General features: G+C 61.6%; 26 protein-coding genes and 1 tRNA gene. 9 read left to right on the top strand and 18 right to left on the bottom strand.

Features of this window, described 5'->3' with window-relative positions; translation table 11 throughout:
- Nucleotides 1–33 precede the first annotated feature (33 nt).
- From F2982_RS08430 to F2982_RS08445, 4 genes are all read left to right on the top strand, one after another.
- Nucleotides 34–1,254: a phosphopentomutase gene (locus F2982_RS08430; protein ID WP_199626727.1), complete on the top strand. Its 1,221-nt coding sequence runs from the start codon at nucleotides 34–36 to the stop codon at nucleotides 1,252–1,254.
- Nucleotides 1,251–2,219, top strand: a complete 969-nt coding sequence (locus F2982_RS08435) for an adenosine deaminase (protein ID WP_203429798.1) — start codon at nucleotides 1,251–1,253, stop codon at nucleotides 2,217–2,219. The genes F2982_RS08430 and F2982_RS08435 overlap by 4 nt, the downstream gene beginning before the upstream one ends.
- A gap of 109 nt (nucleotides 2,220–2,328) precedes the next feature.
- The gene (gene upp, locus F2982_RS08440) at nucleotides 2,329–2,958 is read left to right on the top strand and encodes a uracil phosphoribosyltransferase (protein WP_203429799.1); all 630 of its coding nucleotides are present in this window, start codon (nucleotides 2,329–2,331) and stop codon (nucleotides 2,956–2,958) included.
- Nucleotides 2,959–3,084: 126 nt separating this feature from the next.
- Nucleotides 3,085–3,657, top strand: a complete 573-nt coding sequence (locus F2982_RS08445; protein ID WP_203429800.1) for a TIGR02281 family clan AA aspartic protease — start codon at nucleotides 3,085–3,087, stop codon at nucleotides 3,655–3,657.
- A gap of 2 nt (nucleotides 3,658–3,659) precedes the next feature.
- Here the strand turns inward: F2982_RS08445 and deoA are convergent, their stop codons facing one another.
- From deoA to F2982_RS08490, 9 genes are all read right to left on the bottom strand, one after another.
- Nucleotides 3,660–4,967, bottom strand: a complete 1,308-nt coding sequence (deoA, locus tag F2982_RS08450) for a thymidine phosphorylase (RefSeq protein WP_203429801.1) — start codon at nucleotides 4,965–4,967, stop codon at nucleotides 3,660–3,662.
- Nucleotides 4,968–4,969: 2 nt separating this feature from the next.
- On the bottom strand, nucleotides 4,970–5,746 hold the full coding sequence (deoC, locus tag F2982_RS08455) for a deoxyribose-phosphate aldolase (RefSeq protein ID WP_112714068.1): 777 nt from the start codon (nucleotides 5,744–5,746) through the stop codon (nucleotides 4,970–4,972).
- Nucleotides 5,739–6,548: a purine-nucleoside phosphorylase gene (locus F2982_RS08460; RefSeq protein ID WP_199625922.1), complete on the bottom strand. Its 810-nt coding sequence runs from the start codon at nucleotides 6,546–6,548 to the stop codon at nucleotides 5,739–5,741. The genes deoC and F2982_RS08460 overlap by 8 nt, the downstream gene beginning before the upstream one ends.
- On the bottom strand, nucleotides 6,545–6,934 hold the full coding sequence (locus F2982_RS08465) for a cytidine deaminase (protein ID WP_037130908.1): 390 nt from the start codon (nucleotides 6,932–6,934) through the stop codon (nucleotides 6,545–6,547). Before F2982_RS08465 ends, F2982_RS08460 begins: the two co-directional genes overlap by 4 nt.
- Nucleotides 6,935–6,937: 3 nt before the next feature.
- Nucleotides 6,938–7,909, bottom strand: coding sequence for an ABC transporter permease (locus F2982_RS08470; RefSeq protein WP_112714072.1), 972 nt, complete (start codon nucleotides 7,907–7,909; stop codon nucleotides 6,938–6,940).
- Nucleotides 7,910–7,918: 9 nt separating this feature from the next.
- Nucleotides 7,919–9,022 carry an ABC transporter permease gene (locus F2982_RS08475; RefSeq protein ID WP_112714074.1) on the bottom strand — a complete coding sequence of 368 codons (1,104 nt, stop codon included), beginning with the start codon at nucleotides 9,020–9,022 and terminating at the stop codon, nucleotides 7,919–7,921.
- A 7-nt stretch (nucleotides 9,023–9,029) separates the two neighbouring features.
- Nucleotides 9,030–10,541: an ABC transporter ATP-binding protein gene (locus F2982_RS08480; protein WP_112714076.1), complete on the bottom strand. Its 1,512-nt coding sequence runs from the start codon at nucleotides 10,539–10,541 to the stop codon at nucleotides 9,030–9,032.
- Nucleotides 10,542–10,612: 71 nt separating this feature from the next.
- Nucleotides 10,613–11,605: a BMP family ABC transporter substrate-binding protein gene (locus tag F2982_RS08485; RefSeq protein ID WP_130279344.1), complete on the bottom strand. Its 993-nt coding sequence runs from the start codon at nucleotides 11,603–11,605 to the stop codon at nucleotides 10,613–10,615.
- A 236-nt stretch (nucleotides 11,606–11,841) separates the two neighbouring features.
- A complete protein-coding gene (locus tag F2982_RS08490) occupies nucleotides 11,842–12,159 on the bottom strand; it encodes a hypothetical protein (RefSeq protein WP_112714080.1) in 318 nt (105 codons plus the stop codon).
- Nucleotides 12,160–12,385: 226 nt separating this feature from the next.
- On the opposite strand from F2982_RS08490, the gene F2982_RS08495 reads away from it, so the two are divergent.
- Together F2982_RS08495 and F2982_RS08500 are read left to right on the top strand one after the other, a co-directional pair.
- Nucleotides 12,386–12,475, top strand: a tRNA-Ser gene (locus tag F2982_RS08495).
- 159 nt (nucleotides 12,476–12,634) lie between these two features.
- Nucleotides 12,635–13,360, top strand: coding sequence for a hypothetical protein (locus tag F2982_RS08500; protein WP_203429802.1), 726 nt, complete (start codon nucleotides 12,635–12,637; stop codon nucleotides 13,358–13,360).
- Here the strand turns inward: F2982_RS08500 and F2982_RS08505 are convergent, their stop codons facing one another.
- A complete protein-coding gene (locus tag F2982_RS08505; RefSeq protein WP_203429803.1) occupies nucleotides 13,361–14,602 on the bottom strand; it encodes a DUF763 domain-containing protein in 1,242 nt (413 codons plus the stop codon).
- Nucleotides 14,603–14,707: 105 nt separating this feature from the next.
- Complete coding sequence (locus tag F2982_RS08510) at nucleotides 14,708–15,748, bottom strand: glutamine synthetase beta-grasp domain-containing protein (RefSeq protein ID WP_203429804.1); 1,041 nt, start codon at nucleotides 15,746–15,748, stop codon at nucleotides 14,708–14,710.
- Between the two features lie 390 nt (nucleotides 15,749–16,138).
- On the opposite strand from F2982_RS08510, the gene F2982_RS08515 reads away from it, so the two are divergent.
- The gene (locus F2982_RS08515) at nucleotides 16,139–16,333 is read left to right on the top strand and encodes a DUF2735 domain-containing protein (protein WP_112714088.1); all 195 of its coding nucleotides are present in this window, start codon (nucleotides 16,139–16,141) and stop codon (nucleotides 16,331–16,333) included.
- A gap of 5 nt (nucleotides 16,334–16,338) precedes the next feature.
- On the opposite strand, the gene pncB is transcribed toward F2982_RS08515, so the two are convergent.
- The 7 genes from pncB to F2982_RS08550 form a co-directional block, all read right to left on the bottom strand.
- Complete coding sequence (pncB, locus tag F2982_RS08520; protein ID WP_203429805.1) at nucleotides 16,339–17,643, bottom strand: nicotinate phosphoribosyltransferase; 1,305 nt, start codon at nucleotides 17,641–17,643, stop codon at nucleotides 16,339–16,341.
- A gap of 157 nt (nucleotides 17,644–17,800) precedes the next feature.
- The gene (locus F2982_RS08525; protein ID WP_203429806.1) at nucleotides 17,801–18,166 is read right to left on the bottom strand and encodes a hypothetical protein; all 366 of its coding nucleotides are present in this window, start codon (nucleotides 18,164–18,166) and stop codon (nucleotides 17,801–17,803) included.
- Nucleotides 18,167–18,261: 95 nt separating this feature from the next.
- Nucleotides 18,262–19,221: a glyoxylate/hydroxypyruvate reductase A gene (locus F2982_RS08530; protein WP_203429807.1), complete on the bottom strand. Its 960-nt coding sequence runs from the start codon at nucleotides 19,219–19,221 to the stop codon at nucleotides 18,262–18,264.
- Nucleotides 19,222–19,229: 8 nt separating this feature from the next.
- A complete protein-coding gene (locus tag F2982_RS08535; RefSeq protein ID WP_112714096.1) occupies nucleotides 19,230–20,867 on the bottom strand; it encodes an ABC transporter ATP-binding protein in 1,638 nt (545 codons plus the stop codon).
- The gene (locus F2982_RS08540; protein WP_203429808.1) at nucleotides 20,864–22,012 is read right to left on the bottom strand and encodes an ABC transporter permease; all 1,149 of its coding nucleotides are present in this window, start codon (nucleotides 22,010–22,012) and stop codon (nucleotides 20,864–20,866) included. Before F2982_RS08540 ends, F2982_RS08535 begins: the two co-directional genes overlap by 4 nt.
- Complete coding sequence (locus F2982_RS08545; RefSeq protein WP_130279349.1) at nucleotides 22,012–23,100, bottom strand: microcin C ABC transporter permease YejB; 1,089 nt, start codon at nucleotides 23,098–23,100, stop codon at nucleotides 22,012–22,014. Before F2982_RS08545 ends, F2982_RS08540 begins: the two co-directional genes overlap by 1 nt.
- Before the next feature lie 151 nt (nucleotides 23,101–23,251).
- Entirely contained in the window at nucleotides 23,252–25,087 is a 1,836-nt protein-coding gene (locus F2982_RS08550) for an extracellular solute-binding protein (RefSeq protein ID WP_203429809.1), read from the bottom strand.
- Nucleotides 25,088–25,205: 118 nt separating this feature from the next.
- On the opposite strand from F2982_RS08550, the gene F2982_RS08555 reads away from it, so the two are divergent.
- Nucleotides 25,206–25,778: a hydrolase gene (locus F2982_RS08555; protein WP_203429810.1), complete on the top strand. Its 573-nt coding sequence runs from the start codon at nucleotides 25,206–25,208 to the stop codon at nucleotides 25,776–25,778.
- Between the two features lie 107 nt (nucleotides 25,779–25,885).
- Entirely contained in the window at nucleotides 25,886–26,953 is a 1,068-nt protein-coding gene (mepA, locus tag F2982_RS08560; protein WP_203429811.1) for a penicillin-insensitive murein endopeptidase, read from the top strand.
- The last annotated feature ends 44 nt before the right edge of the window (nucleotides 26,954–26,997 follow it).

Here is a 26,997-nt window from a genome sequence, read left to right on the forward strand (position 1 = left end):
GCGGCGTGATGCCGCACAGCAATTGGTCTGATGATGGCACGTGCATTTCTTTTCGTACTCGATTCCTTCGGTGTGGGCGGAAGCCCGGATGCTTCCAGCTATGGCGACGAGGGCGCTGATACGCTTGGGCATATCGCCGAGTTCTGCGCTGCCGGCGCTGCCGATCGCGCCGGGCTGCGGTCCGGGCCGCTCCTGCTTCCGAATATGACGGCTCTGGGGTTGCTGCAGGCGGCGAAGGCTGCGACCGGGCGGTTTCCGGCGGGGATGCCGATGCCGGAGAAAGTTTACGGCATTCACGGATGCGCGAGCGAAGTCTCCCGCGGCAAGGATACGCCATCCGGGCATTGGGAGATCGCCGGTACGCCTGTCACCTTCGATTGGGGCTACTTCCCGACCGAGGGCGATGCCTTTCCGCCACAGCTGGTCGAGGCGCTCTGCTCGGCGGCCGACGTGCCCGGTATTCTCGGCAATTGCCATGCTTCGGGAACCGAGGTGATCGCCCGCTTCGGCGCGGAACATATCCGCACGGGCAAGCCGATCTGCTACACGTCGGCTGATTCCGTCTTCCAGGTTGCTGCCCACGAGAAGCATTTCGGGCTTGAGCGGCTGCTTGGTTTCTGCCGCATCGCCCGGGCGCTGCTCGACAGCTACAATATCGGCCGTGTCATCGCCCGGCCCTTTATCGGCGAGACGGCCTCGACCTTCGAACGGACCGGCAACCGGCGCGACTTCTCAGTACCGCCGCCGGAGCCGACGCTGCTCGACCGGCTGGTCACCGCCGAACGCAAGGTGCACGCCATCGGAAAGATCGGCGATATCTTCGCCCATCAGGGCGTTTCGCGGGTGATCAAGGCGAATGGCAACGAGGCGCTGATGGATGCGTCGTTGGCCGCCATGGACGAAGCGCAGGACGGCGAGCTGGTATTCACGAATTTCGTCGATTTCGACATGATCTACGGCCACCGCCGCGATGTTCCCGGCTATGCCGCCGCGCTCGAAGCCTTCGATGCGCGCCTTCCGGATGTGCATCGCAAGCTCGCGCCAGGCGATCTGGTGATCCTGACGGCCGATCATGGCTGCGATCCGACCTGGCGCGGCACCGACCACACGCGCGAACGCGTTCCGATCCTTGCCTATGGACCAGGGCTGCGCTCGCGCGATATCGGGATCCGCAGAACATATGCCGATATCGGCGAAACGGTTGCCCGGCATCTCGGCATTGCCGCCGGGCCGCATGGGAGAAGCTTTTTATGACATCGCATTTGAAGAAGGTTGAGCTGCACTGCCACCTGGAGGGCGCGGCCCCGCCGGCGCTGACGCTGGAACAGGCACGCAAGTACAATATCGACATCACGCGTTATCTCAGGGATGGCGCCTATGTCTGGCATGATTTTGCAAGCTTCCTGGAGTGCTACGACAAGGTTTCCGAGGTCTACAAGACCGAGGAAGACTATGCGCTGCTGACGGAAACCTATCTCGCCGAGCTCTCCGGCATCGGGACGATCTATAGCGAGCTCATCGTCTCTCCCGATCATGGCAAGCGTATCGGCCTCGGTGCCGATGCCTATATCGAAGGCGTCTGCGAAGGCATTCGCCGCGCCAAGGCCAAGAGCCGTATCGAGGCGCGGCTGATCGTTACCGGCGAACGTCACTTCGGCCCGGAAAGCGTGATCGGCGCTGCCGAATATGCGGCGAAGGCGCAAAACCCGCTGATCACCGGTTTCAACCTTGCCGGTGAAGAACGGATGGGCCGCGTGGCGGATTATGCCCGTGCTTTCGATATCGCCCGTGACGCCGGTCTCGGGCTGACGATCCATGCCGGCGAGGTCTGCGGCGCCTTCAGCGTCGAGGATGCGCTGAACGACGTGCGCCCGGCCCGCATCGGCCATGGTGTCAGGGCAATCGAGGATGCCGATCTCGTCAAGCGGCTGGCCGATCTCGGCACCGTGCTGGAAGTCTGCCCGGGCTCGAATATCGCGCTGAAGGTTTTCCCTGATTTCGCCTCGCATCCGCTGCGCAAGCTGAAGGAAGCCGGCGTGCGCGTGACGATCAGCTCGGACGATCCGCCGTTCTTCCATACCTCGCTGAAACGGGAATACGAGCTGGCCTCCGATGCCTTCGGCTTCAGCGACGCCGAGATCGACAATCTGACCCGCACCGGCATCGAGGCGGCCTTCGTCGATGACGACACGCGCCGGGCGCTGCTCGCGAAGCTCTGACGCTCGCCGGCGCTGGGGATGATGCTGTGAAAATCGCCTGCACTCTTGCAGTCCGGGCGATTTAGATGGAAGAAACGTCGGATAACAATAATCAAAGGAAGGCTTGGCCATGGAAGGCGTAACCGTCATCGATCATCCGCTCGTCCAGCACAAACTGACGATCATGCGGCGCAAGGAGACATCGACGGGCAGCTTCCGCCGGTTGCTGCGCGAAATCTCGACGCTGCTCTGCTACGAGGTCACCCGCGATCTCGAGCTGACGATGGAGACCATCGAAACGCCGCTGCAGACGATCCAGTCCCCGGTCCTTGAAGGCAAGAAGCTGGTTTTCGCCTCGATCCTGCGCGCCGGCAACGGCCTGCTCGAAGGCATGCTCGATCTCGTGCCCTCGGCCCGCGTTTCGCATATCGGCGTCTATCGCGATCACGAGACGCTGCAGCCGGTCGAGTATTTCTTCAAGGCGCCCGAAGATATTTCCGAGCGTCTGATCATCGTCGTCGATCCGATGCTGGCCACGGGTAATTCGGCGATCGCGGCAATCGACAAGCTGAAGGAGCGTGGTGCGCGCAATATCCGCTTCCTCTGCCTGCTCGCGGCGCCGGAAGGCCTGAAGAATTTCCGCGCGGAACATCCCGATGTGCCGGTCTTTACCGCGTCGATCGACAGCCATCTGAACGAGCAGGGCTACATCATGCCCGGCCTCGGCGATGCCGGCGACCGCATGTACGGGACGAAGTAAAGTCAATTTCCGATTTACCAAATCGGTGCACAAACATGGCCCGGATCCGCGATCCGGGCCATTTGCGTTTCGGCGTTAGCAACTTGTCAGCAATTATGGCGTAGCAGCTTGAGAATGAGGCCTCGCATGATGCGCGGTTTATGCAGGAAGGATTTCTGTTTCATGCTCATGCGTACAGTCATTTTCGCGAGCATTGCCGCGGCTCTGGCGACCCAGGTGCCCTCGCTGTTTCTGGCGATGAGCCCGCAGCCGGCCGATACCCCCGTTTCCGCAAATTACGTTTCCGCCGCACCCGATCAGGCTGCAGCGCCCTCGCCCATCGCAGGCAGCGGCAGCATGCGCCTGCAGGCTGACGCCCAGGGCCATTTCAACGGCGACTTCAAGATCAACGGCAAGCCTGTTCAGGGCATGATCGACACGGGCGCGACCTATGTGGCGCTCAACGAAAGCCTTGCCCGCCGTCTCGGCTATGGCGGCAATCAGCTCGACTTCCGCTATGCCGTCAACACCGCGAACGGCCAGACCAAGGCCGCCCATGTCACGCTCGATCGCATGGAGATCGGCGGCATCCGGGTTCAGGGCGTCGAAGCCTTCGTTCTCCGGGATGATGCCCTGTCGCATACGCTTGTCGGCATGAGCTTCCTGAAGAAGCTCGACTCCTATTCCGTCGCCGACGGCGCGCTCAGCCTCAAGCAGTAAGATCAGACGCGGCCAGATATGACCGGTGGCAGCTTCGGCTTGTCGCCGGATATCTTGTAATTCGCGATTATCGCAGCCGCAGCCCGTCCGGCGGCCGCATCGTCGGCGGCGTGGACGAAGGCGATCGGCTGGCCCTTTTCCACCTGCGTGCCGAGCGGCAGCAGGCCGGAGAAGCCGACGCGATGGTCGATCCTGTCGGATGGATGCCGCCGCCCGCCGCCGAGATCGATGACGGCCATGCCGGCCTCTCTCGCATCACAGCTTGCCAGCCAGCCGCTCTCCGGCGCCAGCACCGGCTTCTGTACCGGCGCGGCCTTCAGATATCTGGCGGGGCTTTCGACGAAATCCACCGGGCCGCCAAGCATCGAGACCATCCGTGCGAAGGTTTCCATCGCGTGGCCTGAGGAGAGCGCTTGGCGCGCGCTCACTTCGCCATCCGCAAGCGAGGCGGCCACGCCGCTGCCGACAAGCATCTCGGCAGCAAAAGCCAGCACGATCGCTTCCAGCCGTGTGCCGGCCTTCTTGCCGGACAGAAAATCAAGGCAGTTCCAGATTTCGACGGCATTTCCGGCAGCGTCCGCCAGCGGCTCGTTCATATCGGTCAGCAGTGCCGAGGTCTTGACGCCTGCACCATTGGCAACCTCGACCAGCGAGCTTGCCAGCGTCTTCGCCTCATCGGCATCCGTCAAGAAAGCGCCACTGCCGGTCTTCACGTCGAGGATCAGCGTCTGCAATCCGGCAGCAAGCTTCTTCGACAGAATGGAGGCGGTGATCAGCGGGACGGAGTCCACGGTCGCGGTCACATCGCGCACGGCGTAGAGCTTGCCATCGGCAGGGGCTAGCGTGCCCGTCTGGCCGATGATGGCGCAACCGGCTTCCTTCACCACCTTGCGGAACAGGGCAGCATCCGGGGTGATCAGATAGCCTGGTATGGATTCCAGCTTGTCCAGTGTGCCACCGGTATGGCCGAGCCCGCGGCCCGAGATCATAGGCACGGCAAGGCCACAGGCTGCCGCGATCGGGGCCAGCATCAGTGAGACGTTGTCGCCAACGCCGCCGGTCGAATGCTTGTCGGCAATGGGGCGGTCGATGCCTTCCCACGTCAGCATATCGCCGGAGTTAGCCATGGCCAGCGTCAGCGCCACCGTCTCGGCCCGGGTCATCCCCTCGAACCAGACGGCCATGGCAAAGGCGCCGATCTGCCCCTCGGACAGATGCCCCTTTGCCAGCGCCGTGACGAAGGCTTCGATCTCTCCGGAAGAGAGCGTCTCGCCGTTTCGCTTTCGCCGGATGATCTCCTGCGGGATCATGCTCAGTAGCTCGAGGCCTTGGCGGGCGCGGGCTGCGTGCCGCTGAGGACCGCCAGGATATCGTCGAGCAGGCCGGACGCGCCGAAGCGGAAGGTCGAGGGCATCGGCCAGTCCGGCGTCATGATCGTTTCGGCGAGGCTGAGATAGAGTGCTGCGTCGGCGACCGAACCGATCCCGCCTGCCGGCTTGAAGCCGACCTTGCGGCCGCTCTGGCGGATGGCGCGGATCATGATATCGGCGGCCTCGAGGGTGGCATTGACCGAAACCTTGCCGGTGGAGGTCTTGATGAAATCCGCACCGGCTTCGATCGCCAGCTCTGACGCGCGGCGGATAAGCGTGGGATCCTTGATCTCGCCGGTTTCGAGGATGACCTTGAGCAGCGTGCCGCTGCCGCATTCGGCGCGGATGGCGGAAACCATGTCGGTGACAGCCTTCTCATTGCCCGCCAGGAACTTGCGGTAGGGAATAACCAGGTCGATCTCGTCAGCGCCGTCGGCGATCGCTTCGCGGGTTTCGGCGGCTACATCGGCGATTTCCATGTCGCCCGACGGGAAGTTGACGACGGTTGCGATCCTGACCTTGTGGCCCTTGCCGAGAACGGTGCGGGCGCGGGCGACGAAACGCGGCCAGATGCAGATTGCGGCGCTGTTTCCGAAAGGCGTCTGCGCACGTTCGCAGAGCGCATCGATCTGCGCTTCGGTGCAGTCGTCCTTGAGGTTCGTCAGATCGAGCAGGGAGAGCGCGACTGCCGCCGTCTCCTTGTGCGTGTGATTAGTCATTGTTGCTTCCTCCACCCGCGACCATTTCCTTGAGGATGGCTGCGAGACGCGCGCCGCCAACGGGCGCCATGTCTTTCGTTTCGTCGTGGCTGAGTTCGGCACCGGTCATGCCGGCCCCATAATTGGTGATTACCGACGCTGCTGCAACCCTGAGGCCCAACATTCGGGCAATGATCACTTCCGGCACCGTCGACATGCCGACGGCATCAGCGCCGAGAATGCGGGCCATGCGAATCTCGGCCGGTGTTTCGAAGCTCGGCCCGGAGAACCACATATAGACCCCGTGCGACAGCTTGATGCCGAGCTTCTCGGCAGCCTTGCGCATCGCGACCGTGAGCTCAGCATCGTAGGCATTAGTCATGCCCACGAAGCGGCGATCGCTTTCCTCGCCGATCAGCGGGTTGATGCCGGAATAGTTTATGTGATCGGTGATCTGCATCACCGAACCCGGCGGCATTTCCTCGCGCAAGGATCCAGCCGAATTGGTCAGAAACAGCGACTGGACGCCGAGGCCCTTGAGAACCTCGATCGGCAGGCGCATGGCATTGGCATCGCCCTTTTCGTAGAAGTGCACGCGGCCCGAGAGCATGATGACGGGTACGCCGCCGAGACGGCCGGCAACGACCTCGCCTGCATGGCCGGATACGGCGCTCACCGGAAAGCCGGGCAGATCCTTGTAGGCAACGCGAACCGGGTTCTCCAGCTCGCCGACGAGCGAGCCGAGGCCGGAACCGAGAATGATCCCGTGGCGCGGCACGAGCCCGCCGAGCTTTCCGACGAGCAGGTCGATCGCCGCGTTCATCCGAGTTCGGTCTCGAAGCTGAAGGGCAGAAGCTCTTCCATGGTCATGGTCTTCTTCACGCCCACCTCGTCACAGAGATAGATCTTGGTGTCCTTCGAGGCGAATTCCGAGATCTTCTGGCGGCAGCCGCCGCAGGGCGGGCAGAGCGGCAGCTTCTCGGCAATGACGGCCATCTCGACGATCTTCTTGGCGCCGCCCATGATCATGGCGCTGATTGCCGTCGGTTCGGCGCACCAGCCCTGCGGGAAGGAGAGGTTCTCGATATTGGCGCCGGTATAGACCTTGCCATCCTCGGCGCGGATGGCCGCGCCGACGGGGAATTTCGAATAGGGCGCGTGGGCGAAAGCCATGGCGCCGCGGGCGGCCTCGAACAGGTCGTGGGACATGGATCAACGTTCCTTCGTATAGGGCACGCCGCCGGCCTTCGGCGGGATTGCCACGCCGATGAAACCGGCCAGCAGCACGCAAGTGAGGACGTAGGGCAGCGCCTGGAAGATCTGCACTGGCACTTCGCCGATCAACGGTACCTGCTTTCCCTGCATGAAGTTTGCCAGCGCATCGAGGAAGCCGAAGAGCAGGCAGGCGAACATAACGGGCACCGGCTTCCACTTGGCGAAAACGAGCGCGGCGAGCGCGATATAGCCCTTGCCGGCCGACATGTCCTTGATGAAGGCCGCCGACTGGGCGATCGCCAGATAGGTACCGGAGAAGCCGCAGAGGATGCCGGCACACATGACGGCGCGGTAGCGCAGCCAGGTGACTGAGATGCCTGCGGTATCGACCGCGCCTGGATTTTCGCCGACGGCACGCAGGCGAAGTCCGAAGCGCGTGCGATAGAGGATCCACCAGGAGAGCGGCACAGCCACGAAAGCGAGATAGGTCAGGATGTTGTTGCCTGAAATCACATTCGCATAGAGCGGACCGATGACGGGAACTTCGCGCATCGCATCGGCGCCCGGCAGGATGATCGGCGAGAAGCGCGCCTCGCCTGCCAGCTGCGGCGTGCGTCCGCCCTGGCCGAACCAGGCCTGGCCGAGCACGATGGTGATACCGGCAATGAAGAAGTTGATGGCGACGCCCGAAATGATCTGGTTGCCGCGATTGGTGATCGAGGCAAAGCCGTGGACCAGGCTGAGCGCCACCGAGCAGAGGATGCCGGCAACGAGGCCGAGCCAGGCGGAATCGGTGACATAGGCGACGCAGGCGGCGGCAAAGGCCGAGCCCAGCATCTTGCCCTCAAGGCCGATATCGAAGACGCCTGCACGTTCGGAGAACAAGCCGGCAAGCGCGGTGAAGATCAGCGGTATCGACAGACGGATCGTCGAGCTGAGAACGCTGATGAAGATGTCATAATAATCCATCGCTCGCCCTCACTTGCCCGTTAGCCGCTGATAGATGTGAACCATCGCCGGGCGGAACATGTATTCCAAAGCACCGGCAAAGAGGATGACGAGACCCTGGATGACCAGGATCATCTCACGGGTGATGTTCGGCATCTCGAAGGAAATCCAGTCGCCGCCCTGATAGAGAACGCCGAAGAGGATTGCCGCGAAGATGATGCCGAGCGGATGATTGCGGCCCATCAGCGAGACGGCGATGCCGACGAAGCCGGCGCCACCGACGAATTCGACCTGCAGGCGGGCAGACGCACCCATGACCGGGTTCAGTGCCATCATGCCGGCCAGTGCGCCCGAGAGCAGCATGGCGATCATGACCGTGCGGGCATAGGGAATGCCGGCGTAGGCGGCAGCCGTCGGGCTGACGCCGAGCGTGCGCATTTCAAAGCCGAGCTTGGTGCGCCAGATCAGCAGCCAGACGAGCCAGGCGACGACGAGCGCGATGATGAAGGAGACGTTGAACGGCGCAGCGCCAAGCTTGCCGCCGAATATCTCCATGATCCATCCGAGCTTCGGCAGCTGGCCGCCATCGAGGAAGGTGCGCGTTTCCGGCGCCATCTTGCCCGGGACGATCAGCACATGCACCAGCAGGTACACCATCAGCGCCGCGCCGATATAGTTGAACATGATCGTGGTGATGACGATGTGGCTGCCGCGCTTGGCCTGGAGATAGGCCGGGACGAAGGCCCAGGCAGCGCCGAAGATACCGGCGCCGAGGACGGCGATCGGCATCGTCACATACCAGGGCACGTAATTGTCGAGCGCCAGCGCCACCAGCGCGCAGCCGAGACCGCCGAGATAGGCCTGACCTTCCGAGCCGATATTGAACAGGCCGGCATGGATGGCGACGGCGACCGAGAGGCCGGTGAAGATGAAGCTCGTGGCGTAAAACAGCGTGAAGCCGATGCCTTCGCCGCTGCCGAAAGCGCCTTCGATCAGCAGGGAGAGCGCATCAAGCGGGCTCTCGCCGATCAGCCAGACGACGAAGCCGGAGATGAGGAAAGCGACGAGAAGGTTCAGGAACGGGATGAGGCCGTAATTGATCCATCGCGGTAGGGGTACGGAAGCAGTGCTCATTCAGGCCTCACGCGGCAATGCCGGCCATCATCAGGCCGAGGGTCTGTTCACCGGCATCGGGCGTCTTCTCGCCGACGACATGGCCGGCAAACATGACAAGGATACGGTCGGAAAGGGCACGGATTTCGTCGAGTTCGACGGAGACGAGCAGGATCGCCTTGCCCGCATCGCGCATCTCGATGATCCGGCGGTGAATGAATTCGATGGCGCCGATATCGACGCCACGGGTCGGCTGACCGATGATCAGAGCCGACGGATCACGCTCGATTTCACGCGCCACGACGATCTTCTGCTGGTTGCCGCCGGAGAAGTTCGCAGTCTTCAGGCGCGGGTTCGGCGGGCGGATGTCGTATTTCTCGATCTTCTCCATGGCGTCCTTGCGGATGGCATCGAGATCGAGCAGCGGGCCTTTGCTATAGGCCGGCTTGCGGTGATAGCCGAGGACCGAGTTCTCGTATTCCTCGAATTTCAGGACCAGACCCATGTGATGGCGGTCCTCGGGAATGTGGGCGAGACCGAGTTCGCGCAGGCGCGCGGGATCGGCCTTGTCGATTGGCTGGCCGTCGAGCAGGATTTCGCCGGATGCCGGCTTGCGAATGCCGGCGATGGCTTCGAGCAGTTCCGACTGGCCGTTACCGGCAACGCCGGCAATGCCGACGATCTCGCCGCCCCGGACATCGAAGGAGACGTTGTCGACCATGGTGACACCGCGGTTGTCCTTCACCGTCAGGTTCTTGACCGACAGGATAACCTTGCCCGGATTGGATTCGCCCTTCTGGACGCGCAGCAGAACGCGGCGGCCGACCATCAGCTCGGCGAGTTCTTCGACCGTCGTCTCGGCCGTCTTGCGGGTCGCCACCATTTCGCCGCGGCGCATGACCGACACCGTATCGGTGATCGCCATGATCTCGCGCAGCTTGTGGGTGATGAGGATAACGGTCTTGCCCTGATCGCGCAGCACCTTGAGGATGCGGAACAGGTGGTCGGCTTCGGCCGGGGTCAGAACGCCCGTCGGCTCGTCGAGGATGAGAATCTCGGCGCCACGATACATGGCCTTCAGGATTTCGACGCGCTGCTGCAGGCCGACCGGAAGCTGCTCGATCAGCGCGTCAGGATTGACCTCAAGGCCGTATTCCTTTTCCAGGCGCTTCAGCTCGGCGCGAGCAGAAGCCACGCCCTTGGCGAGCAGCGCGCCGCCTTCGGCGCCGAGCATGATGTTCTCAAGCACCGTGAAATTGTCGACCAGCATGAAGTGCTGGTGCACCATGCCGATACCGGCGGCAATCGCCGTCTGGCTGTCGCGGATCGAGATCGGCGTGCCATTGACGCGGATTTCGCCGGCGTCGGCGTGATAAAAGCCGTAGATGATCGACATCAAAGTCGACTTACCGGCACCGTTTTCTCCGATGATGCCATGGATCGAGCCCTTGGCGACGGTAAGGTTGATGTCCTTGTTTGCGTGGACGGCACCGAATTTCTTATCGATGCCCACGAGTTCGATTGCGGGCGTGTCTGTCACAGCAGGCTCCAAATAAGAAAAGGGCGTATGGCGGTGAAATCAACACGCCATACGCCCATCTCAATCGCGGATCACTTCGGGCAAGCGTTGTCCGACGTGTAGTCGTGAACCTTGATGGTTCCTGCGATGATGTCAGCCTTTGCCTTGTCGACAGCAGCCTGCATTTCCGGCGTGATCAGCGACTTGTTGTTTTCGTCGATCGCAGCGGCAACGCCGTCTTCCTTGACGCCGAGAGCCTGGACGCCACCGGTGAACTTGTCGTTCTTGGTGTCGGAATAAGCGTTGTAGACGGCGAGGTCGACGCGCTTGACCATCGAGGTCAGGACCGAGCCCGGATGCAGGTAGTTCTGGTTGGAGTCGACGCCGATCGACAGCTTCTTGTTGTCGGCAGCTGTCTGGAGAACGCCGAGACCGGTTGCGCCAGCTGCCGCGTAAACGACGTCAGCGCCCTGATCGATCTGGTTCTTGGTGAGCTCACCGCCGCGAACCGGGTCGTTCCAGGCAGCGCCGGTCGTGCCGGTCATGTTCTGGAACACTTCAACGTCGGCCTTGACCGAGCGAGCGCCCTGCTCGTAGCCGCATTCGAACTTGCGGATCAGCGGAATGTCCATGCCGCCAACGAAGCCGACCTTGCCGGTCTTCGAGGCCATGCCGGCGAGAACGCCAACGAGGAAGGAGCCTTCTTCTTCCTTGTAGACGACCGAACGGACATTCGGCTTGTCGACGACGGCGTCAACGATGATGAACTTGGTGTCCGGGAATTCAGCAGCAACCTTTTCGACCGCCGAGGTCCAGGCGAAGGAGACGGCGACAACCGGGTTGAAGCCGCGGCTTGCGAAGTTGCGGATCGCCTGCTCGCCCTGCGTATCGCCGGTCGGCTCGAAATCGCGATAAGCGATACCGGTTTCCTTCTTGAACTTCTCAGCGCCATTGTAGGCAGCTTCGTTGAAGGACTTATCGAACTTTCCGCCGGTGCCGTAAACGAGAGCCGGCTTGATGTCAGCGGCGAGCGCCGTCGTGGACATCGCGGCCACGGCCAGGAGAGAAAGGAGGGTTTTTTTCATGAGTTGCAGCCCTGTTGTTGCTATTTGTTAGGGGTCCTCCCGCAAGCCTTCTGCGAGGCATGTCTGCGGAACCACCGGCCTCCCCCCGGAGGCCTGGCTTCGCGCATCCTTGCATGGCTGAATGAAAATTTCACGAGAAATTTTTCGGGTGGTAAAAATTTGCCGGGGATGCCGAAAATCAGTTCAATCAGGCTGATTTCTGCGCAAAAGCCGCTACGAAACTGCTTTTTCGGTGATCAGGCCGTGAAGCGGCCTGCAACCGGGGGCTTCTTATATCCGACCATCCAGAGCAGCAGCGCAAGCACCAGAAACACGCCGAAAGCGGGCTGCAGCATCAGCCACTGGAAGATGAAGGCGTAGAAGCGCGGGTGGATATAATAAGCGGTTGCGGACTGCAGCGCCAAAAGCGAGGCGGGACTGACATCCTGCCAGGCATCGCCCATCGGCGTCATCACCACGGCGGAGGCCGCAACGGACTGGATGGAATCGATCGTCCCCGCGATCACCGCAACGGCAAGCGCGACAAGACTACTCAAACGCAACAAGAAACGCATAAAACCCTCCGGCGCACCCGATGCCGAAAACCCCGGCCAGCCACGCCATTTTCCGCCCTCAGGGCCACGATAAGTCCGTGTCCTGGAAAGCGCAATGCATGACGCGGGCGGAGTTTTATCCGAAGAAGTCAAAAATCTGTTAGATTTAGGTTGATCCTCGAAAATTCATCGGTATATATCGCGCCGTTCCAACGATTTGCGTCCACTGACGCCAATCAAAAAAGCAGGACAGGTGGCCGAGTGGTTTAAGGCGCACGCCTGGAACGCGTGTGTACGTGAAAGCGTACCGTGGGTTCGAATCCCACCTTGTCCGCCATTTTTCTTTTTTCCCGACATTGCCATGCCTCGCGGTTGCGGCGCCACACGACAGATTGCCTGTCGAGCCGCAGATTTTATAGGACTTACGCTGACTCGTTAGGACCTTATTCAACCAATGAGGGCATATTCCCTGCGTTGCGGTGGGGAACTCAACTTCATGACTATATTCGGCGAGTCCAAGCTGGGACGGATTGGCTATGCAATCCTGCTGGTCCTCATGTTCTGCTTCGATTTCGCCAAAGACCCGATCGAGCGCTTCATCATGGCTCAGCATGACCAAGCCGCACGCGAGCTCATGGCGCCTCGGCCGGTTAGCGATACTGCGGTTGGTGCGAAACGACCGGCCGGCAACGGCAAGAACATGCCGCTGATGTTTCCAGGGCAGGAGAAAGCTCTGAACGACCTCGTTGCTTCCGGCCGCAAGCCGACGACGGAGGACATGGAGAAACTGCGAGCCGCTACGGCTGCCGGCGCGATGAGCATGATTCTGGGCGGCGGCGCCTCGGTCGATCGCCGAGCGGCGGACCTTGCGGCACGCCGGTCGATGTTCGAAACGCTTCACTTCATTTCGGTGATCGCGATGACGGCCGTAACCGTCATCGGTCTTCTTTACATGGTATCGAGCAGGATTCGGCACATCGGCTGGCCGCAATATGTGATGCTGGTGCCGCTTGCGCCCGTCTTCATCCCGAAATTCGTGGCGATCCCGCTTCCCGACATTGCGATCCAAGGGATCGCGATATTCTTCTACGCCGTGCTCCTGGTTCTGGCGTTTATTCCGGGTGACGGCCCGCGCCCTTCCGATCGCTACCCGATGGGAGCCAGAGCACCTGTACCTGCCAAGCGCAAGCCGGGGCAGTTCGGCAGGCTCGGCACGGAATAGCTACCGCTCCTCCCCTTCCCAGCCGAACACGCTGCGACCGCCCCATTCCGGCGAATTTCTGAATTCGCCGGCAACGATCTCCTTGAGATCGGGGCCTGTGACATAGCGCTCCAGCTGGCGGGACTGGTCGTCGAGGCGCTTGAGGGCCTCAAGCTCTTCCTCGCGGCCGAGGCGGCCCTTCTGGACCGCCGATTTCATCACCTTGATGGTTTCGTCGTAAACCTTCAGCGGCACGGGGAATGGATGGCGGTCCTTGCCGCCGTGGGCGATCGAGAAGCGGGCGGGGTCGGAGAAGCGGTAGGGCGCGCCGTGGACGACTTCGGCGACCATGGCGAGCGCCTGGACGGTGCGGGCGCCGACACCGGGGACGAGGAGAAGCTGCTCGAAATCTTCAGGGCCACGATCCGCCGCGGCCGCCAGATTGCCGTGCAGACGCTTCATGTTGACGTCCTTTTCGCGGACATCGTGATGGGCGGGCATGATCAGGTGCGGCAGGAGCATCTGGTCGGGCAGCGGCGCAGGCTTTCTCGTGTCAAGCGCCAGTGCTGCGGCTTCGCGGACGATGCGGTCGGGGCCGAGCGTCGCGAGGAGATCGAGCTGTCCGGCGCGGGAGCGCTCGGCACGCCTGTCGGCGAGGTTGACGATGTTGCCCTGCGTGCGGCCTTCAATCGCGGCATGCGGCGAATTGACGAAGCTTTCCAGGCCCTCGGACAGCCAGTGATAGCGGCGGGCCTGCCTGTTGTCGCCGTTCATGCCTTGCTGAACCACCACCCATTTGCCGTCGTCGGTGACGACGAAGCCGTGGAGATAGAGGTCGAAGCCATCCTGGAGGGCGGCACTATCAACCTTGGCGACGAGGCGGCTTGCCTGCGCCAGCGCAATGCCGTCGATGCCAACGCGGTTGCCGATCGCGGCCAGGTCGTCCGGGGTGCGCCGCGACTGAGCGCCGCGGCCGCCGCAGACATGCAGGCCGAGCTCGCCCGAGAGCGGCGTCAGCCCGCGCTTCAGCGCGCCGAGAACACTGGTGGTGATGCCCGAGGAATGCCAGTCCATGCCCATGACGGCGCCGAAGGACTGGAACCAGAAAGGGTGTGCGAGACGGCGCAGAAATTCGTCGCGGCCGTAGTGATGCACGATCGCTTCGGTGACGAGTGCACCAAGCTTCGTCATCCGGTCGCCCAGCCATTTGGGAACCCTGCCGCCATGCAGGGGAAGATCGGCGCTGCCTGCTCTTTGAGCCATGGACGCAATTATAGCTGCGTCGCGCAGCCGAAGGAATCCGGTGCATCAAAAAGAAAACGCCGGCTGCAAGCAGCCGGCGCCCCTGGGAGGAAAACCCTTTTAGCCTCAGGCAGCAGCCGAAGCCGAACCCGAAAGCGGAACTTCCGAGATCGTCTTCAGAACCTGGGAAGCGATCTGGTAGGGGTCGCCCTGAGAGTTCGGGCGGCGATCTTCCAGGTAGCCCTTGTAGTCGTTCTTGACGAAGGAGTGCGGAACGCGGATCGAAGCACCACGGTCAGCAACGCCGTAGGAGAACTTGTTCCACGGAGCCGTTTCGTGCTTGCCGGTGAGGCGCTTGTCGTTATCAGGACCGTAGACGGCGATGTGAGCGTCGAGGTTCTTTTCGAACTGCGCCATCAGGGCTTCGAAGTATGCCTTGCCGCCAACTTCGCGCATGTACTTGGTCGAGAAGTTGCAGTGCATGCCCGAACCGTTCCAGTCGGTGTCGCCGAGCGGCTTGCAGTGATATTCGATGTCGATGCCGTACTTTTCAGTCAGGCGCTGCAGCAGGTAGCGTGCCATCCAGATCTGGTCGGCGGCCTTCTTGGAGCCCTTGCCGAAAATCTGGAATTCCCACTGACCCTTGGCCACTTCGGCATTGATGCCTTCGTGGTTGATGCCGGCAGCGAGGCACTGGTCGAGATGCTCTTCGACGATTTCGCGGGCAACCGGGCCAACGTTGGACGAGCCGACGCCGCAGTAATACGGACCCTGCGGAGCCGGGTAGCCCTGCTCCGGGAAGCCGAGCGGACGGCCGCTTTCGTAGAAGAAGTATTCCTGCTCGAAGCCGAACCATGCATCTTCGTCGTCGAGGATGGTCGCACGGCTGTTGGACGCATGCGGGGTAACGCCATCAGGCATCATGACTTCGCACATGACGAGAACGCCGTTCGTGCGAGCCGGATCCGGATAAACTGCGACCGGCTTCAGGACGCAATCAGAGCTGCGGCCTTCGGCCTGCATCGTGGACGAACCATCGAAGCCCCAGAGCGGGAGCTGCTCGAGCGTCGGAAACGCGTCGAATTCCTTGATCTGCGTCTTGCCGCGCAGGTTCGGTACAGGAGTGTACCCATCGAGCCAGATGTACTCGAGCTTATACTTTGTCATTGGCCAGTCTCTCAAACGTGTGCGTGTCACAAATCCTGAGGGTGCGTTTCACCAGCGGATGCACACTAACAAGCACGTAGCGTGCCAGTTCGAAATCCGCCCTTCAGGGTGCGTCAAAACGCGCAGGCAGGGCGCAGGCGAGACCGGACGTTAACTTTCAATGAAAGCGGGGGTTAGGCGGGAACTGGCGGGCGATGGCTGCGTTTTTCTTTCAAAGGCCCAAACGCCTGAAAAAGATGCAGGAGCCACAGAAGTTTTCACACATTTTATCAACTGCTTACGAAGCCCACAATAATTGCCTATATTTTGAGCCATTTGTGCAAATCATGGGCAATCTGTTATTATCACTGCCCGGATGACCGGTACGCATAGATAATGGAAGGCGATAGGATGCCGACAAGTTTTCAAGGCGAATCCGCAAAGATCTACCAGTTCCCCGTCAAGTTCCGCCGTCCCGGCGAGCGCTTTGGCGCGAAGGATCCGCTCGCGATCGATCCCAACATCTGCGATGCGGCTTTCGACAGCTGGTATCACCAGGATGCGATCCGCGAAGAGGAAGAAGACAAGCGCAAGCCGCACGCCTGATCACATCAGACGAACACTTCCTGATCGACGCGATCTTCCGCGCCGAAGAATTTCAGATAGCGCTCGACCTCGGCCGGCTCACCCGTAGCCTTTTGCGGATTGTCTGAGAGCTTGACTGCAGGGCGGCCATTGGCGTCGCTGACCTTGCAGACGACGGAGATCGGGTTCAGCCCGGAGATTTCGGTCGGTGCGCAACCGGCGAAATCATTCGTCAAGTTGGTTCCCCAGCCGAAGCTCATGCGGACCCGTCCCTCGAAATGCTTGTAGGTGTCGATGATCGCGTCGACATCCAGACCATCCGAGAAGATCAGAAGCTTCTGGCGCGGATCGCGGCCCATCTTCTTCCACCACTCGATGATCTTCTCACCGCCCTCGACCGGCGGCGCGCTGTCCGGACGGAAGCCGGTCCAGTCGGCAACCCATTCCGGCGCGTCGCGCAGGAAGGCCGTGGTGCCGAAAGCATCCGGCAGGACGATCAGCAGGTTGCCGCCATAGAGGCGGTTCCAGTCGCGCAGCACCTTGTAGGGCGCCTTGGCAAGGTCGTCGTCCGTCTGCGCGAGCGCGGCTGCGACCATCGGCAGTTCGTGGGCATTGGTGCCGACGGCTTCCAGATCGGAGTCCATGGCGAGCAGAACATTGCTGGTACCGGTAAAGGCCGGGCCGATGCCTTCCTTCAGCGCCTCGACGCACCAGCGCTGCCACAGGAAGCTGTGACGACGGCGCGTGCCGAAATCGGAAATCCTGAGACCCGGGAGTTCCTTCAATCGCTCGACCTTGGTCCACATCCTGGCCTTGGCACGGGCATAGAGAACATCGAGCGTGAAGGGACCGAGCGCCTTCATCGCCGAGCGCGAGCGCAGTTCGTTGATGATCGCCAACGCCGGGATTTCCCACATCGTCGTCTCCTTCCAGGAGCCGTGGAAATCCAGAACGTACTGGCCATCCTTCTTGGAGAGCTCGTATTCCGGCAGCTGGAAATGCGAGAACCAGGCGAGGAATTCAGGCTCGAAAATCTGGGCGCGGCCATAGAAGCTGTTACCGGCGAGCCAGATCATCTCCTTCTTGGAAAGACGCAGCGTGCGCGCGTGATCCAGTTGTTCGCGCAACTCGCCCTCGTCGATCTCTTCGGCGAGGAATACCCGCTTCGTGCGGTTGATCAGCGTGAAGGTTGCGTTGACGTCGGGATAGAGCTTCCAGATCATCTGCAGCATCAGAAGCTTGTAGAAGTCCGTATCGATCAGGCTGCGGACGATCGGGTCCAGCTTCCAGGCGTGATTGTAAACGCGTCTTGCGATATCGGTCTTGGCCATGCTCCACCCCATGCATACCGGCCGGGTGCGCGGCACATGACGGCCGGTCCTGTGCGTCTTCTTATCGAAAAATCATACGGTAAAGTCCAGCGCAAATACAAAGCCCTGCCGCGGGAAGCGGCAGGGCCTTTGACGATCGCCTAGACCCAATACCCCATTACTGCGCATAGGGCGCTGCCGGTGTCGCCGGGGTCGCAGGCTGGGCGTTGCCAGCGGGAGCCGAATTGTTCGGCGTTTCGGTCGGTACGCCATTGCCATTCTGCAGCGACGGGGCTGCCGGTGGCGCCGGCTGCTCAGACTGCAATTCCTGGCCGGGCTGCTGCGGCGCAACCTCGCTGGCCTCACGCTTGCCCCAGATCTCCACCGGGATCCAGACAATGAAGGCGAGCACGAGGGCGACGATCAGAACCGTCAGAATACGCTTGCCGGTACGGCCCTGCTTGGCCTTGACCGGAGAAATCTGCTCTTCTTCATGAAGCTTGCCATCGGATTTTTCCCAGCGGGTTTCCATCTGATGCGCCATGCCTGTCTCCTTCCGATTTCTGGGCAGCCGCGATGCGGTCTGCTGCAGAGCCTACGGAAGAACAACGAAAAGAGGCTGCGAAGGTTCCCGGCCGGTCAGTAACCGGCGGTGCGATCGACCAGGAACTGCAGGGGCTCGCCGCGCTCGAAGCGGGCGATCTGCTGCTCGACATGGCGGAAGAGCGCATTTTCCTCGGAGATCGCCGCGTCGTGGGGCGTGATGAAGACGCTGTCGAGACCCCAGAGCGGATCGTCGGCGGGCAGCGGCTCCACTTCGAAGACATCGAGCGAGGCACCGCCGAGGATGCCGCCTTCGATCGCCGAAACGATATCGGCCTGAACCTGGCTCTTGCCGCGCCCAGCATTGATGAAGACGGGCTTGCCGAGGGCACCGCCCTGGCGGAGCTTGCCGAACAGGCTGGCATTGTAGAAGCCGGTCGTCTCCGGCGTCAGCGGCAACAGGCCAACGAGGATATCGGTCTTCGACAGGAAGAGATCGAGGCCTGCGGCATCGAAGGTTTCGACGCCTTCGAGTTCCTTCTTCGTGCGCGACCAGCCGATGACGTTGAAACCCATGACCTGGAGCTTGCGCACGGCATCCTGGCCGAGCACGCCGAGGCCCATGACGCCGACGGTGATTTCAGCCGCTTCCGGAGGCGCCATCTTGCCCCAGATGCGATCGCGCTGGTGCCGGTCGTGGCCGCGCTGATCGCGCAGGTGCATCAGGCACTGCATGACCACCCATTCGCTCATCCGCACTGTCAGGCTGCGGTCGACGAAGCGGACGATCGGCACATCGGGCAGGCCCGGCAGCGTCATGATGCTGTCGACGCCGGCGCCGCCTGAAAAGATGATCTTGAGGTTCGGTGCGCGGTCGAAAAGATCGGCATCCGGCTTCCAGAGCAGCGCGTATTCGCAGGCGCTGAGATCCCTGCCCTTGGTCTCGGGATCGGCGAGATTGATGCTGCCGCGATCCGCAAAGGCGGTTTTCAGGATGCGGGCGATACCCTCAGGATTGAACTTGAGATCGACGAGAACGGGCGGTCTTGCAGACATGGTCTTCTTTACTGCTGGACGGCAGGCGTCGGCACTGCCTCGATGTTGAACGCGGCGGCCATCAGCGCCTTGGTGTAATCGTCCTTCGGCGCGCTGAAGATCTCGGCCGACGGCCCCTGCTCTACCACCTTGCCGAAGCGCATGACGATGACATCGTTGGCGAGCGCTTTGACGACCTTCAGGTCATGGCTGATGAAGAGATAGGCGAGATCATGCTTCTTCTGCAGATCGCGCAGGAGATCCACGACCTGCGCCTGGACGCTCATGTCGAGGGCCGAGGTCGGTTCGTCGAGCATGACGAAGCGTGGCTTCAGTACCATGGCGCGGGCGATCGCGATGCGCTGCCGCTGGCCGCCGGAAAATTCATGCGGATAGCGCCAGCGGGTCAGCGGATCGAGGCCGACTTCCTCCAGCGCCCAGCAGACGCGCTGGTCGCGCTCTTCGTGCGACAACGCGCGCTCATGCACCTTCAGCCCCTCGGCAATGATGTCGCCGACCGACATGCGCGGGCTGAGCGATCCATAGGGATCCTGGAAGACCACCTGCAGCTGGTTGCGCAGCGGCCGCATCTGGGTGAACGAATAGCTCGCTATATCCTTGCCGACAAAGCTGATGCGGCCCTTCGACGAGATCAGTCGCGTCAGCGCCAGTCCGAGTGTCGTCTTGCCGGAGCCGGATTCGCCGACGACGCCGAGCGTCTGGCCGGCGCGCAGCGACAGATCGATGCCATCGACCGCCTTTACGTGATCGACGACCTGGCGCATCAGCCCGGCCTTGATCGGGAACCAGACGCGGACATCGTTGCCTTCGATGACGACAGGCTTCGAGGGATCGGCGAGCGGCGGCTCTCCGCGAGGCTCGGAAGCCAGCAGGTGCCGGGTATAATCGTGCTGCGGGCGGGTGAAGACTTCCTCGACCGTGCCGGTCTCGACGATCTTGCCCTTGGTCATGACACAGACGCGGTCGGCGAACTTTCGGACGATGCCGAGATCGTGGGTGATGAAGAGCATGGACATGCCATGCTCGCCTTTCAGCTGGCGCAGAAGCTCGAGGATCTGCGCCTGGACGGTGACATCGAGCGCCGTCGTCGGCTCGTCGGCGATCAGCAGTTCCGGGCGGTTGGCGAGCGCCATGGCGATCATCACGCGCTGACGCTGGCCGCCGGAGAGCTCGTGCGGATAGGCCTTCAGCCGCTTCTCCGGCTCGCGGATGCCGACCTGATTGAGGAGCTCGAGCACGCGCTTTCGCGCGGCGGCACCGGTTACGCCCTGATGGAGATCGAGGATTTCGGCAATCTGCTTCTCGATCGAGTGGAGCGGATTGAGCGAGGTCATCGGCTCCTGGAAGATCATCGTGATGTCGTTGCCGCGCACCTGGCGCAGCTCCTTGTCCGATGCCCTCAGCAGGTCTTTGCCCTTGAAGAGGATCTGACCTGTCGGGTGGCTCGCCGAGGGATAGGGAAGCAGCCGCAGGATGGAGTTGGCCGAGACCGATTTGCCGGAGCCGGACTCGCCGACAAGCGCCACGACTTCGCCCTTGCGGATATCGAAGGAAATGCGATCCACAGCCAGCGATGTTTCGCCGCCCTGATGAAAGGCGACGGACAAATCCTTGACCGAGAGGAGGGTTTCGGAGCTCTCACTCATTGGAAGGTCTTTCTTGGATCGAAGGCGTCGCGCACCGCCTCGCCGATGAAGATCAACAGCGACAGCATGATCGACATGGCGAAGAAGGCGGTCAGCCCGAGCCACGGCGCCTGCAGATTGGATTTGCCCTGCGCGATCATCTCACCCAGCGACGGCGAGCCTGGCGGCATACCGAAGCCGAGGAAGTCCAGCGAGGTCAGCGTGGTGATCGAGCCCGAGAGAATGAAGGGCAGGAAGGTCAGCGTCGCGACCATGGCGTTCGGCAGCAGATGGCGCCACATGATGGTGCGGTTGTTGACGCCGAGCGCACGGGCGGCGCGGACATATTCGAAATTCCTGGCGCGCAGGAATTCGGCGCGCACCACACCGACGAAGCCGACCCAGGAGAACAAGAGCATGATTCCGAGCAGCACGAAGAAGCCCGGCGGCAGGATCGCCGCGATGATCAGCAGGATGTAGAGAACCGGCATCGACGACCAGATCTCGATGAAGCGCTGCAGCAGCAGATCGGTCCAGCCGCCGAAATAGCCCTGCACCGCGCCCGCCGTGACCCCGACGATCGCCGAGCAGATCGTCAGCGCCAGGCCGAAGAGCACCGAGATACGGAAGCCATAGATGACGCGGGCCAGCACATCACGGGCCTGATCATCGGTGCCGAGCCAGTTCAGATTGCCGTAGTTGCAATTCGGATCGTTGACGCCCTGCGGATAGCCGGAGCAGCGCTCCTCGGCGCTCATCAGCCAGAAGGGCGGCGTCGGCGCCGAGCGCGGAATGTTGGAATTGACCGACCGGTAGGAATAATGGATCGGCGGCCAGATCATCCAGCCATTTGCATTGATTTCGTCGGCGATGACATCAGAGCGATAGTCCGTCTCCGCCAGGAAGCCGCCGAATTTCTCTTCCGGATAATCGACGACAACGGGGAAGAGGATCTCGCCCTTGTAGGATGCGATGATCGGCTTGTCGTTGGCGATCAGTTCGGCAAACAGGGTCAGCACGAAGAGGATCATGAACAGCCAGAACGACCAGTAACCGCGCCGGTTCGCCTTGAAATTCCGCCAGCGGCGGACGTTCGTCGGGGACAGCAGGCCCTTGCGCGGCGGCTTGACGGGCGTCGCCGTCGCGGGGTTTGCAGCGGTATCCATCAGACGTCCCTCCGCTCGAAGTCGATGCGGGGATCGATCCAGGTGTAGATCAGGTCCGAGATCAGGCTGACGAAGAGGCCGAGCAGCGAGAAAATGTAGAGCGTCGCAAAGACGATCGGGTAATCGCGATTGACGACCGAGAGATAGCCGAGGCGGCCAAGGCCATCGAGCGAGAAGATGTTCTCGATCAGCAGCGAACCCGTGAAGAAGGCCGAGATGAAGGCGCCGGGGAAGCCGGCAATGATGATCAGCATGGCGTTGCGGAAGACGTGACCGTAGAGCACCTGGCGCTCATTCAGGCCCTTGGCACGCGCCGTCGTGACATACTGCTTCTTGATCTCTTCGATGAAGGAATTCTTCGTCAGCAGCGTCGTCGTGGCAAAGGCGGCGAGCGAGAGCGAGATCAGCGGCAGCGTCAGATGCCAGAAGTAGTCGAGCGGCTTCTGCCACCAGGCGAGCTGGTCGAAATTATCCGAGACCAGGCCGCGCAGCGGGAACCAGTCATAGAAGGAGCCGCCGGCGAAGAGAACGATCAGCAGGATGCCGAACAGGAAGCTCGGAACTGCATAGCCGACGATGATCACACCCGACGTCCAGACATCGAAGGTCGAGCCGTCCTTGACCGCCTTGCGGATGCCGAGCGGGATCGAGATCACGTAGGAAAAGATCATGATCCAGACGCCGAGCGAGATCGAGACCGGCAGCTTGTCCTTGATCAGGTCGAGAACCGAGGTGTTGCGGAAGAAGCTCTCGCCAAAATCGAAGCGGATGTAGTTCCACATCATCTCGCCGAAGCGAGTGAGCGGCGGCTTGTCGAAGCCGAACTGTTTTTCAAGCTTGGCGATCAATTCAGGATCGAGGCCCTGGGCGCCGCGATATTTCGAGCCTTCATCACCGCCCTGCCCCAGCAGATCGCCGCCACCGCCGGAAAGGCGCTGGTCGGCGCTGTCGGCCTGGCCGGTCAGCTGGGCGATCACCTGCTCGACCGGGCCGCCGGGCGCAAACTGGATGACGGTGAAGGAAATCGCCATGATGCCGACGATCGTCGGTATCATCAGAAGCAGGCGGCGAAGGATATAGGCTCCCATCAGCGCGCGGCCTTCCAGGTCTTGAATTTCGCCGGGATGCGCATCCTGTCAGAAGTCGTCAATCCATAAGCCTTTCGCCGGTTAGCCCGGCTTCTTCATGGTGATTCGAATGGACCATTTGGACCCCAGCGGCCCTGCCAATGCAAGTCCGCTATTTCGCGTCCTTCGACCACCAGACTTCGGGGAAGCCGATGGAATATTCGGGCAGTTCAGCGGGATGGGCCATCCTGTCCCAATGGGCCAGACGCGAGTTGTTGCTGTAGAACAGTGGCACGACATAGTGGTTGGCCAGCAGCACACGGTCCATTGCCTTGATCGCCGCAACCTGTTCATCGCGATTGGGGGCAAAGATGATCATCTTGATCAGGGCGTCGATAGCGGGATTTGAGATGCCGGCGTAGTTTCGCGATCCCTGCTGAGTGGCAGCCTGGGAACCCCAATAGTCCATCTGCTCGTTGCCGGGGTTCATGGTCTCGCCCCAGATCGACCAGATCATGTCGTAGTCAAAGCTGCGGACGCGATTGGTGTATTGGGATGCGTCGACGGTGCGCAGCCGGGCTTCGATGCCGATCTTCTTGAGATTGTTGGCAAATGGCATGACCGAGCGCTCGAAAGACGAATTGGAGAGCAGGATCTCGAAGCTCATGGGCTGGCCAGTCTTGCTGTTGACCATCCGGTTGCCCTTCAACTCGTACCCCGCCTCCTTGAAAAGGCCAATCGCGGTCTTGAGGTTGTCACGCAGCTTCTGCGGATCACCGGCAACAGGGTTGGTGTACGGCGTCGTGAAGACTTCCGGCGGCACCTGATCCTTCATGCCCTGCAGAATTTCGAGTTCACGCCCCTGCGGCAGGCCCGACGCGGCAAGCTCGGTACCCCAGAAGTAGCTGTCGATCCGCTTGAAGGCGTTGTAGGCGAGGTTCTTGTTCAGGTCCTCGAAGTCGAAGGCGTAGTTGAGCGCTTCGCGAACACGCGGATCCTTGAACTGGTCGCGCCTGGTATTGGGCGTCAGCGCCTGCATGATGCCGACCGAACGAAGAGCGTTCGGGACCTCCTCGCGGATCACGCGGCCATCCTTGACGGCGGGAAAATCATAGGCGGTCGCCCAGCGGCTCGCCTGGTTTTCCTGGCGGTAGTCGACATTGCCGGCACGGAAGGCTTCGAACTCGACATCGCGGTCGCCGAAGAAAGTGTAGGTGATGTTGCGGAAGTTGTTCTGGCCGACATTGACGTTGAGGTCCTTGCCCCAATAGTCGTCGCGCAATTCATAGCGCACTGTGGAACCGGCAGTGAAGGCGGCAATCTTGTAAGGGCCAGAGCCCATCGGCGCCTCAAGCGTCGTCTTGCCGATATCACGGGGTTTGCCGTCGGCGCCCATGCCCTCCCACCAGTGTTTTGGCAGGATCGTCAGCTGGCCGAGGATGTTCGGGAGTTCCTTGTTGCCCTTCTCATCGAAGGTAAAGGTAACGTCGCGGTCGCCGGTCTTCTCGGCTTTCGCGACATGCTTATAGTAGTTCGACAGAAGCGGATTGAGCTCCTTTGCCTTGTCGAGGCTGAAGATGACGTCTTCTGGCGTGACAGGCTGGCCATCGGCCCACTTTGCTTCGGCCCGCAGCCTGAAGGTCGCGCTGGAGAAATCGGCAGGATAGGAAACACCTTCTGCCAAGAGGCCGTAACTGGCCAGCAACTCGTCGTCGGCGGACTTGGTCAGGGTTTCGAATACCAGCGGCGAGCCATCCGCCAGCTCACCCTTCGAAAGCAGGGGATTGAACGTATCGAAAGTCCCCGTCGTCGACAGATTGAGCGTGCCGCCCTTCGGCGCATCCGGATTGACGTAGTCGAAGCGCTTGAAGCCGGGCTTGTATTTGAGTTCACCGATGGACGACGTGCCGATCTGGAAGGTCTGCTCTTGAGCCTTGACGGGCAAGGTCAGCGCGCTCAGCGCCATGAAAGCAACAACCAGACTCTTCTTCGACCACACAAACGCCATTCGCCAACCCCTGTCATTTCAGTTGCACCGAGAATAAGGAAAATGGCGGCGAAAAACAGGAGAGAGTTTGGTTTTTGCCGTTCTCGCGAAATTTTGACTAGTCGTTCGGAGCCCCCTCATGTCCCTTTACGATCCCAAGACCACCGCGCTTATCTCTATCGACCTGCAGGCCTTTATCACCAGCCGGCCGGTTGCGCCTCATAGCGCTCAGCAGGTCATTGAAAACACGGCAGCGATTGCCAGGCAGCTGAAATCACAGGGCGGAACGGTCATTCTGGTGACCGTCGGTTTCTCTGCGGACTACGCTGACGCCGTCAACCATCCAGCCGACGAACCGGCGAGCTTCCCGAAGGGCGGATTGCCCGCCGCCGCGCTTGAGGCGCCGCCGGAGATCGCGGTACTGACCGTCGATGCCCATGTCGTCAAGCGCCAGTGGAGCGCCTTCTACGGCACCGATCTAGACCTTCAGCTTCGCCGCCGCGGTATCAAGACCGTCATCCTCGCCGGGATCGCGACCAATTTCGGCGTCGAGTCGACCATTCGCGATGCCTATGCGCATAACTACGTGGTCATTGCCGCCGAAGACGCGATGACGAGCTTCACGGCGGAGATGCACGGATTTTCGTGCGAGAAGATCCTGCCGCGGCTGTCGCGGGTCAGAAAGACTGCCGATATCCTCGCCAATCTCTGAGCGGAGGCGAAAGCACCTAGGCGCGAGCACCATGAAAACATCGATTCACCCGAATTGCTTTTCACGGTAAATTCCACCGCAAATCACTGGCAATTTCGGGAATTCGCATGACGCTCCGCCTCGCTTCTTCCAAGATTTTCGGCAAACTCGCCTTGGCGGGTGCGCTGGGCGTCGGCCTCGTCTCGGCCGATGCGGGCGCGCAGCAGAAGCAGCCGAGCCCGGGAAGCGCCAAGGCGATCTTCGGCTCGGTATCGCTTCCGTCAGAGGGGCCCGCACAGCCGATCGGCTTCTATGCCAAGGGCTGCATGTCGGGCGCCGTGGCGCTTCCCGCCGACGGGCCGACCTGGCAGGCGATGCGGCTTTCGCGCAATCGCCGCTGGGGTAATCCGGCAATGATCTCGCTGCTCGAGCGCTTTTCGCGCGACGCGCGGCAACAGATCGGCTGGCCGGGACTGCTGGTCGGCGATATCGCGCAGCCGCGCGGTGGTCCGATGTTCAATGGTCACGCCTCGCATCAGGTCGGCCTGGATGCCGATATTTGGTTCACCCCAATGCCATCCCAGCGGATGGATGCCGAGCAACGGGAAGCCCTGACTTTCACGACCATGCTGCAGAAGGGCAAATTCCTGACCGTCGACCCGAAGATCTGGACGCAATCGCGCGCCGAACTTCTGATGCTTGCCGCAAGCTATCCGCAGGTCGAGCGCATCTTCGTCAATCCGGCGATCAAGAAGAAGATGTGCGACACCTGGACCGGCGACCGCACCAATCTCGGCAAGCTTCGTCCGGAATATGGCCACGACTCGCATTTTCACATCCGCATCAAGTGCCCGCCGGGCGCCACTGCCTGCAAGCCGCAGGCGCCCGTTGCCGCCGGTGACGGCTGCGACAAATCGCTGGCGTGGTGGTTCACCAAGGAACCTTGGGCGAAGCCCGCACCGCCGAAGCCGAATGCGCCGCCGCCGAAGCCGCCGCGCGAGGGCATGGTCTCGGATCTGCCAAAAGCCTGCGCTGCCATTTTGGCCGCCCCGTCCGTCTCTTCGGTTGCCGAAGCAACCTATGGCGGCGGCTCGGCAGCGAGCGCTCTGACGGCGGTACCGGCAGCGGCTCCCGCCGTTTCCGACCAGGGCCTTCCCGCCATCGGCCCGGTTCCTGACGACAAGCCGATGCAATGATTACCGTGAGGCTTGTGTTTCAAATCGCCGGCTTGGTATAGAAG

The organism is Rhizobium sp. BG4, from assembly GCF_016864575.1.
Classification (GTDB): Bacteria; Pseudomonadota; Alphaproteobacteria; order Rhizobiales; family Rhizobiaceae; genus Rhizobium.

Excerpts from the sequence above, each read along its gene's own strand:
- F2982_RS08555 (WP_203429810.1), top strand. The coding sequence starts at position 25,206 with ATGTCCCTTTACGATCCCAAGACCACCGCGCTTATCTCTATCGACCTG.
- F2982_RS08550 (WP_203429809.1), bottom strand. The coding sequence starts at position 25,087 with ATGGCGTTTGTGTGGTCGAAGAAGAGTCTGGTTGTTGCTTTCATGGCG.
- F2982_RS08490 (WP_112714080.1), bottom strand. The coding sequence starts at position 12,159 with ATGCGTTTCTTGTTGCGTTTGAGTAGTCTTGTCGCGCTTGCCGTTGCG.
- F2982_RS08465 (WP_037130908.1), bottom strand. The coding sequence starts at position 6,934 with ATGTCCCACGACCTGTTCGAGGCCGCCCGCGGCGCCATGGCTTTCGCC.
- deoC (WP_112714068.1), bottom strand. The coding sequence starts at position 5,746 with ATGACTAATCACACGCACAAGGAGACGGCGGCAGTCGCGCTCTCCCTG.
- F2982_RS08535 (WP_112714096.1), bottom strand. The coding sequence starts at position 20,867 with ATGAGTGAGAGCTCCGAAACCCTCCTCTCGGTCAAGGATTTGTCCGTC.
- F2982_RS08515 (WP_112714088.1), top strand. The coding sequence starts at position 16,139 with ATGCCGACAAGTTTTCAAGGCGAATCCGCAAAGATCTACCAGTTCCCC.
- upp (WP_203429799.1), top strand. The coding sequence starts at position 2,329 with ATGGAAGGCGTAACCGTCATCGATCATCCGCTCGTCCAGCACAAACTG.
- F2982_RS08510 (WP_203429804.1), bottom strand. The coding sequence starts at position 15,748 with ATGACAAAGTATAAGCTCGAGTACATCTGGCTCGATGGGTACACTCCT.
- F2982_RS08500 (WP_203429802.1), top strand. The coding sequence starts at position 12,635 with ATGACTATATTCGGCGAGTCCAAGCTGGGACGGATTGGCTATGCAATC.
- F2982_RS08470 (WP_112714072.1), bottom strand. The coding sequence starts at position 7,909 with ATGGATTATTATGACATCTTCATCAGCGTTCTCAGCTCGACGATCCGT.
- F2982_RS08530 (WP_203429807.1), bottom strand. The coding sequence starts at position 19,221 with ATGTCTGCAAGACCGCCCGTTCTCGTCGATCTCAAGTTCAATCCTGAG.
- F2982_RS08475 (WP_112714074.1), bottom strand. The coding sequence starts at position 9,022 with ATGAGCACTGCTTCCGTACCCCTACCGCGATGGATCAATTACGGCCTC.
- F2982_RS08505 (WP_203429803.1), bottom strand. The coding sequence starts at position 14,602 with ATGGCTCAAAGAGCAGGCAGCGCCGATCTTCCCCTGCATGGCGGCAGG.
- F2982_RS08545 (WP_130279349.1), bottom strand. The coding sequence starts at position 23,100 with ATGGGAGCCTATATCCTTCGCCGCCTGCTTCTGATGATACCGACGATC.
- pncB (WP_203429805.1), bottom strand. The coding sequence starts at position 17,643 with ATGGCCAAGACCGATATCGCAAGACGCGTTTACAATCACGCCTGGAAG.
- F2982_RS08445 (WP_203429800.1), top strand. The coding sequence starts at position 3,085 with ATGATGCGCGGTTTATGCAGGAAGGATTTCTGTTTCATGCTCATGCGT.
- F2982_RS08460 (WP_199625922.1), bottom strand. The coding sequence starts at position 6,548 with ATGAACGCGGCGATCGACCTGCTCGTCGGAAAGCTCGGCGGGCTCGTG.
- F2982_RS08430 (WP_199626727.1), top strand. The coding sequence starts at position 34 with ATGGCACGTGCATTTCTTTTCGTACTCGATTCCTTCGGTGTGGGCGGA.
- F2982_RS08525 (WP_203429806.1), bottom strand. The coding sequence starts at position 18,166 with ATGGCGCATCAGATGGAAACCCGCTGGGAAAAATCCGATGGCAAGCTT.
- deoA (WP_203429801.1), bottom strand. The coding sequence starts at position 4,967 with ATGATCCCGCAGGAGATCATCCGGCGAAAGCGAAACGGCGAGACGCTC.
- F2982_RS08485 (WP_130279344.1), bottom strand. The coding sequence starts at position 11,605 with ATGAAAAAAACCCTCCTTTCTCTCCTGGCCGTGGCCGCGATGTCCACG.
- mepA (WP_203429811.1), top strand. The coding sequence starts at position 25,886 with ATGACGCTCCGCCTCGCTTCTTCCAAGATTTTCGGCAAACTCGCCTTG.
- F2982_RS08540 (WP_203429808.1), bottom strand. The coding sequence starts at position 22,012 with ATGGATACCGCTGCAAACCCCGCGACGGCGACGCCCGTCAAGCCGCCG.
- F2982_RS08435 (WP_203429798.1), top strand. The coding sequence starts at position 1,251 with ATGACATCGCATTTGAAGAAGGTTGAGCTGCACTGCCACCTGGAGGGC.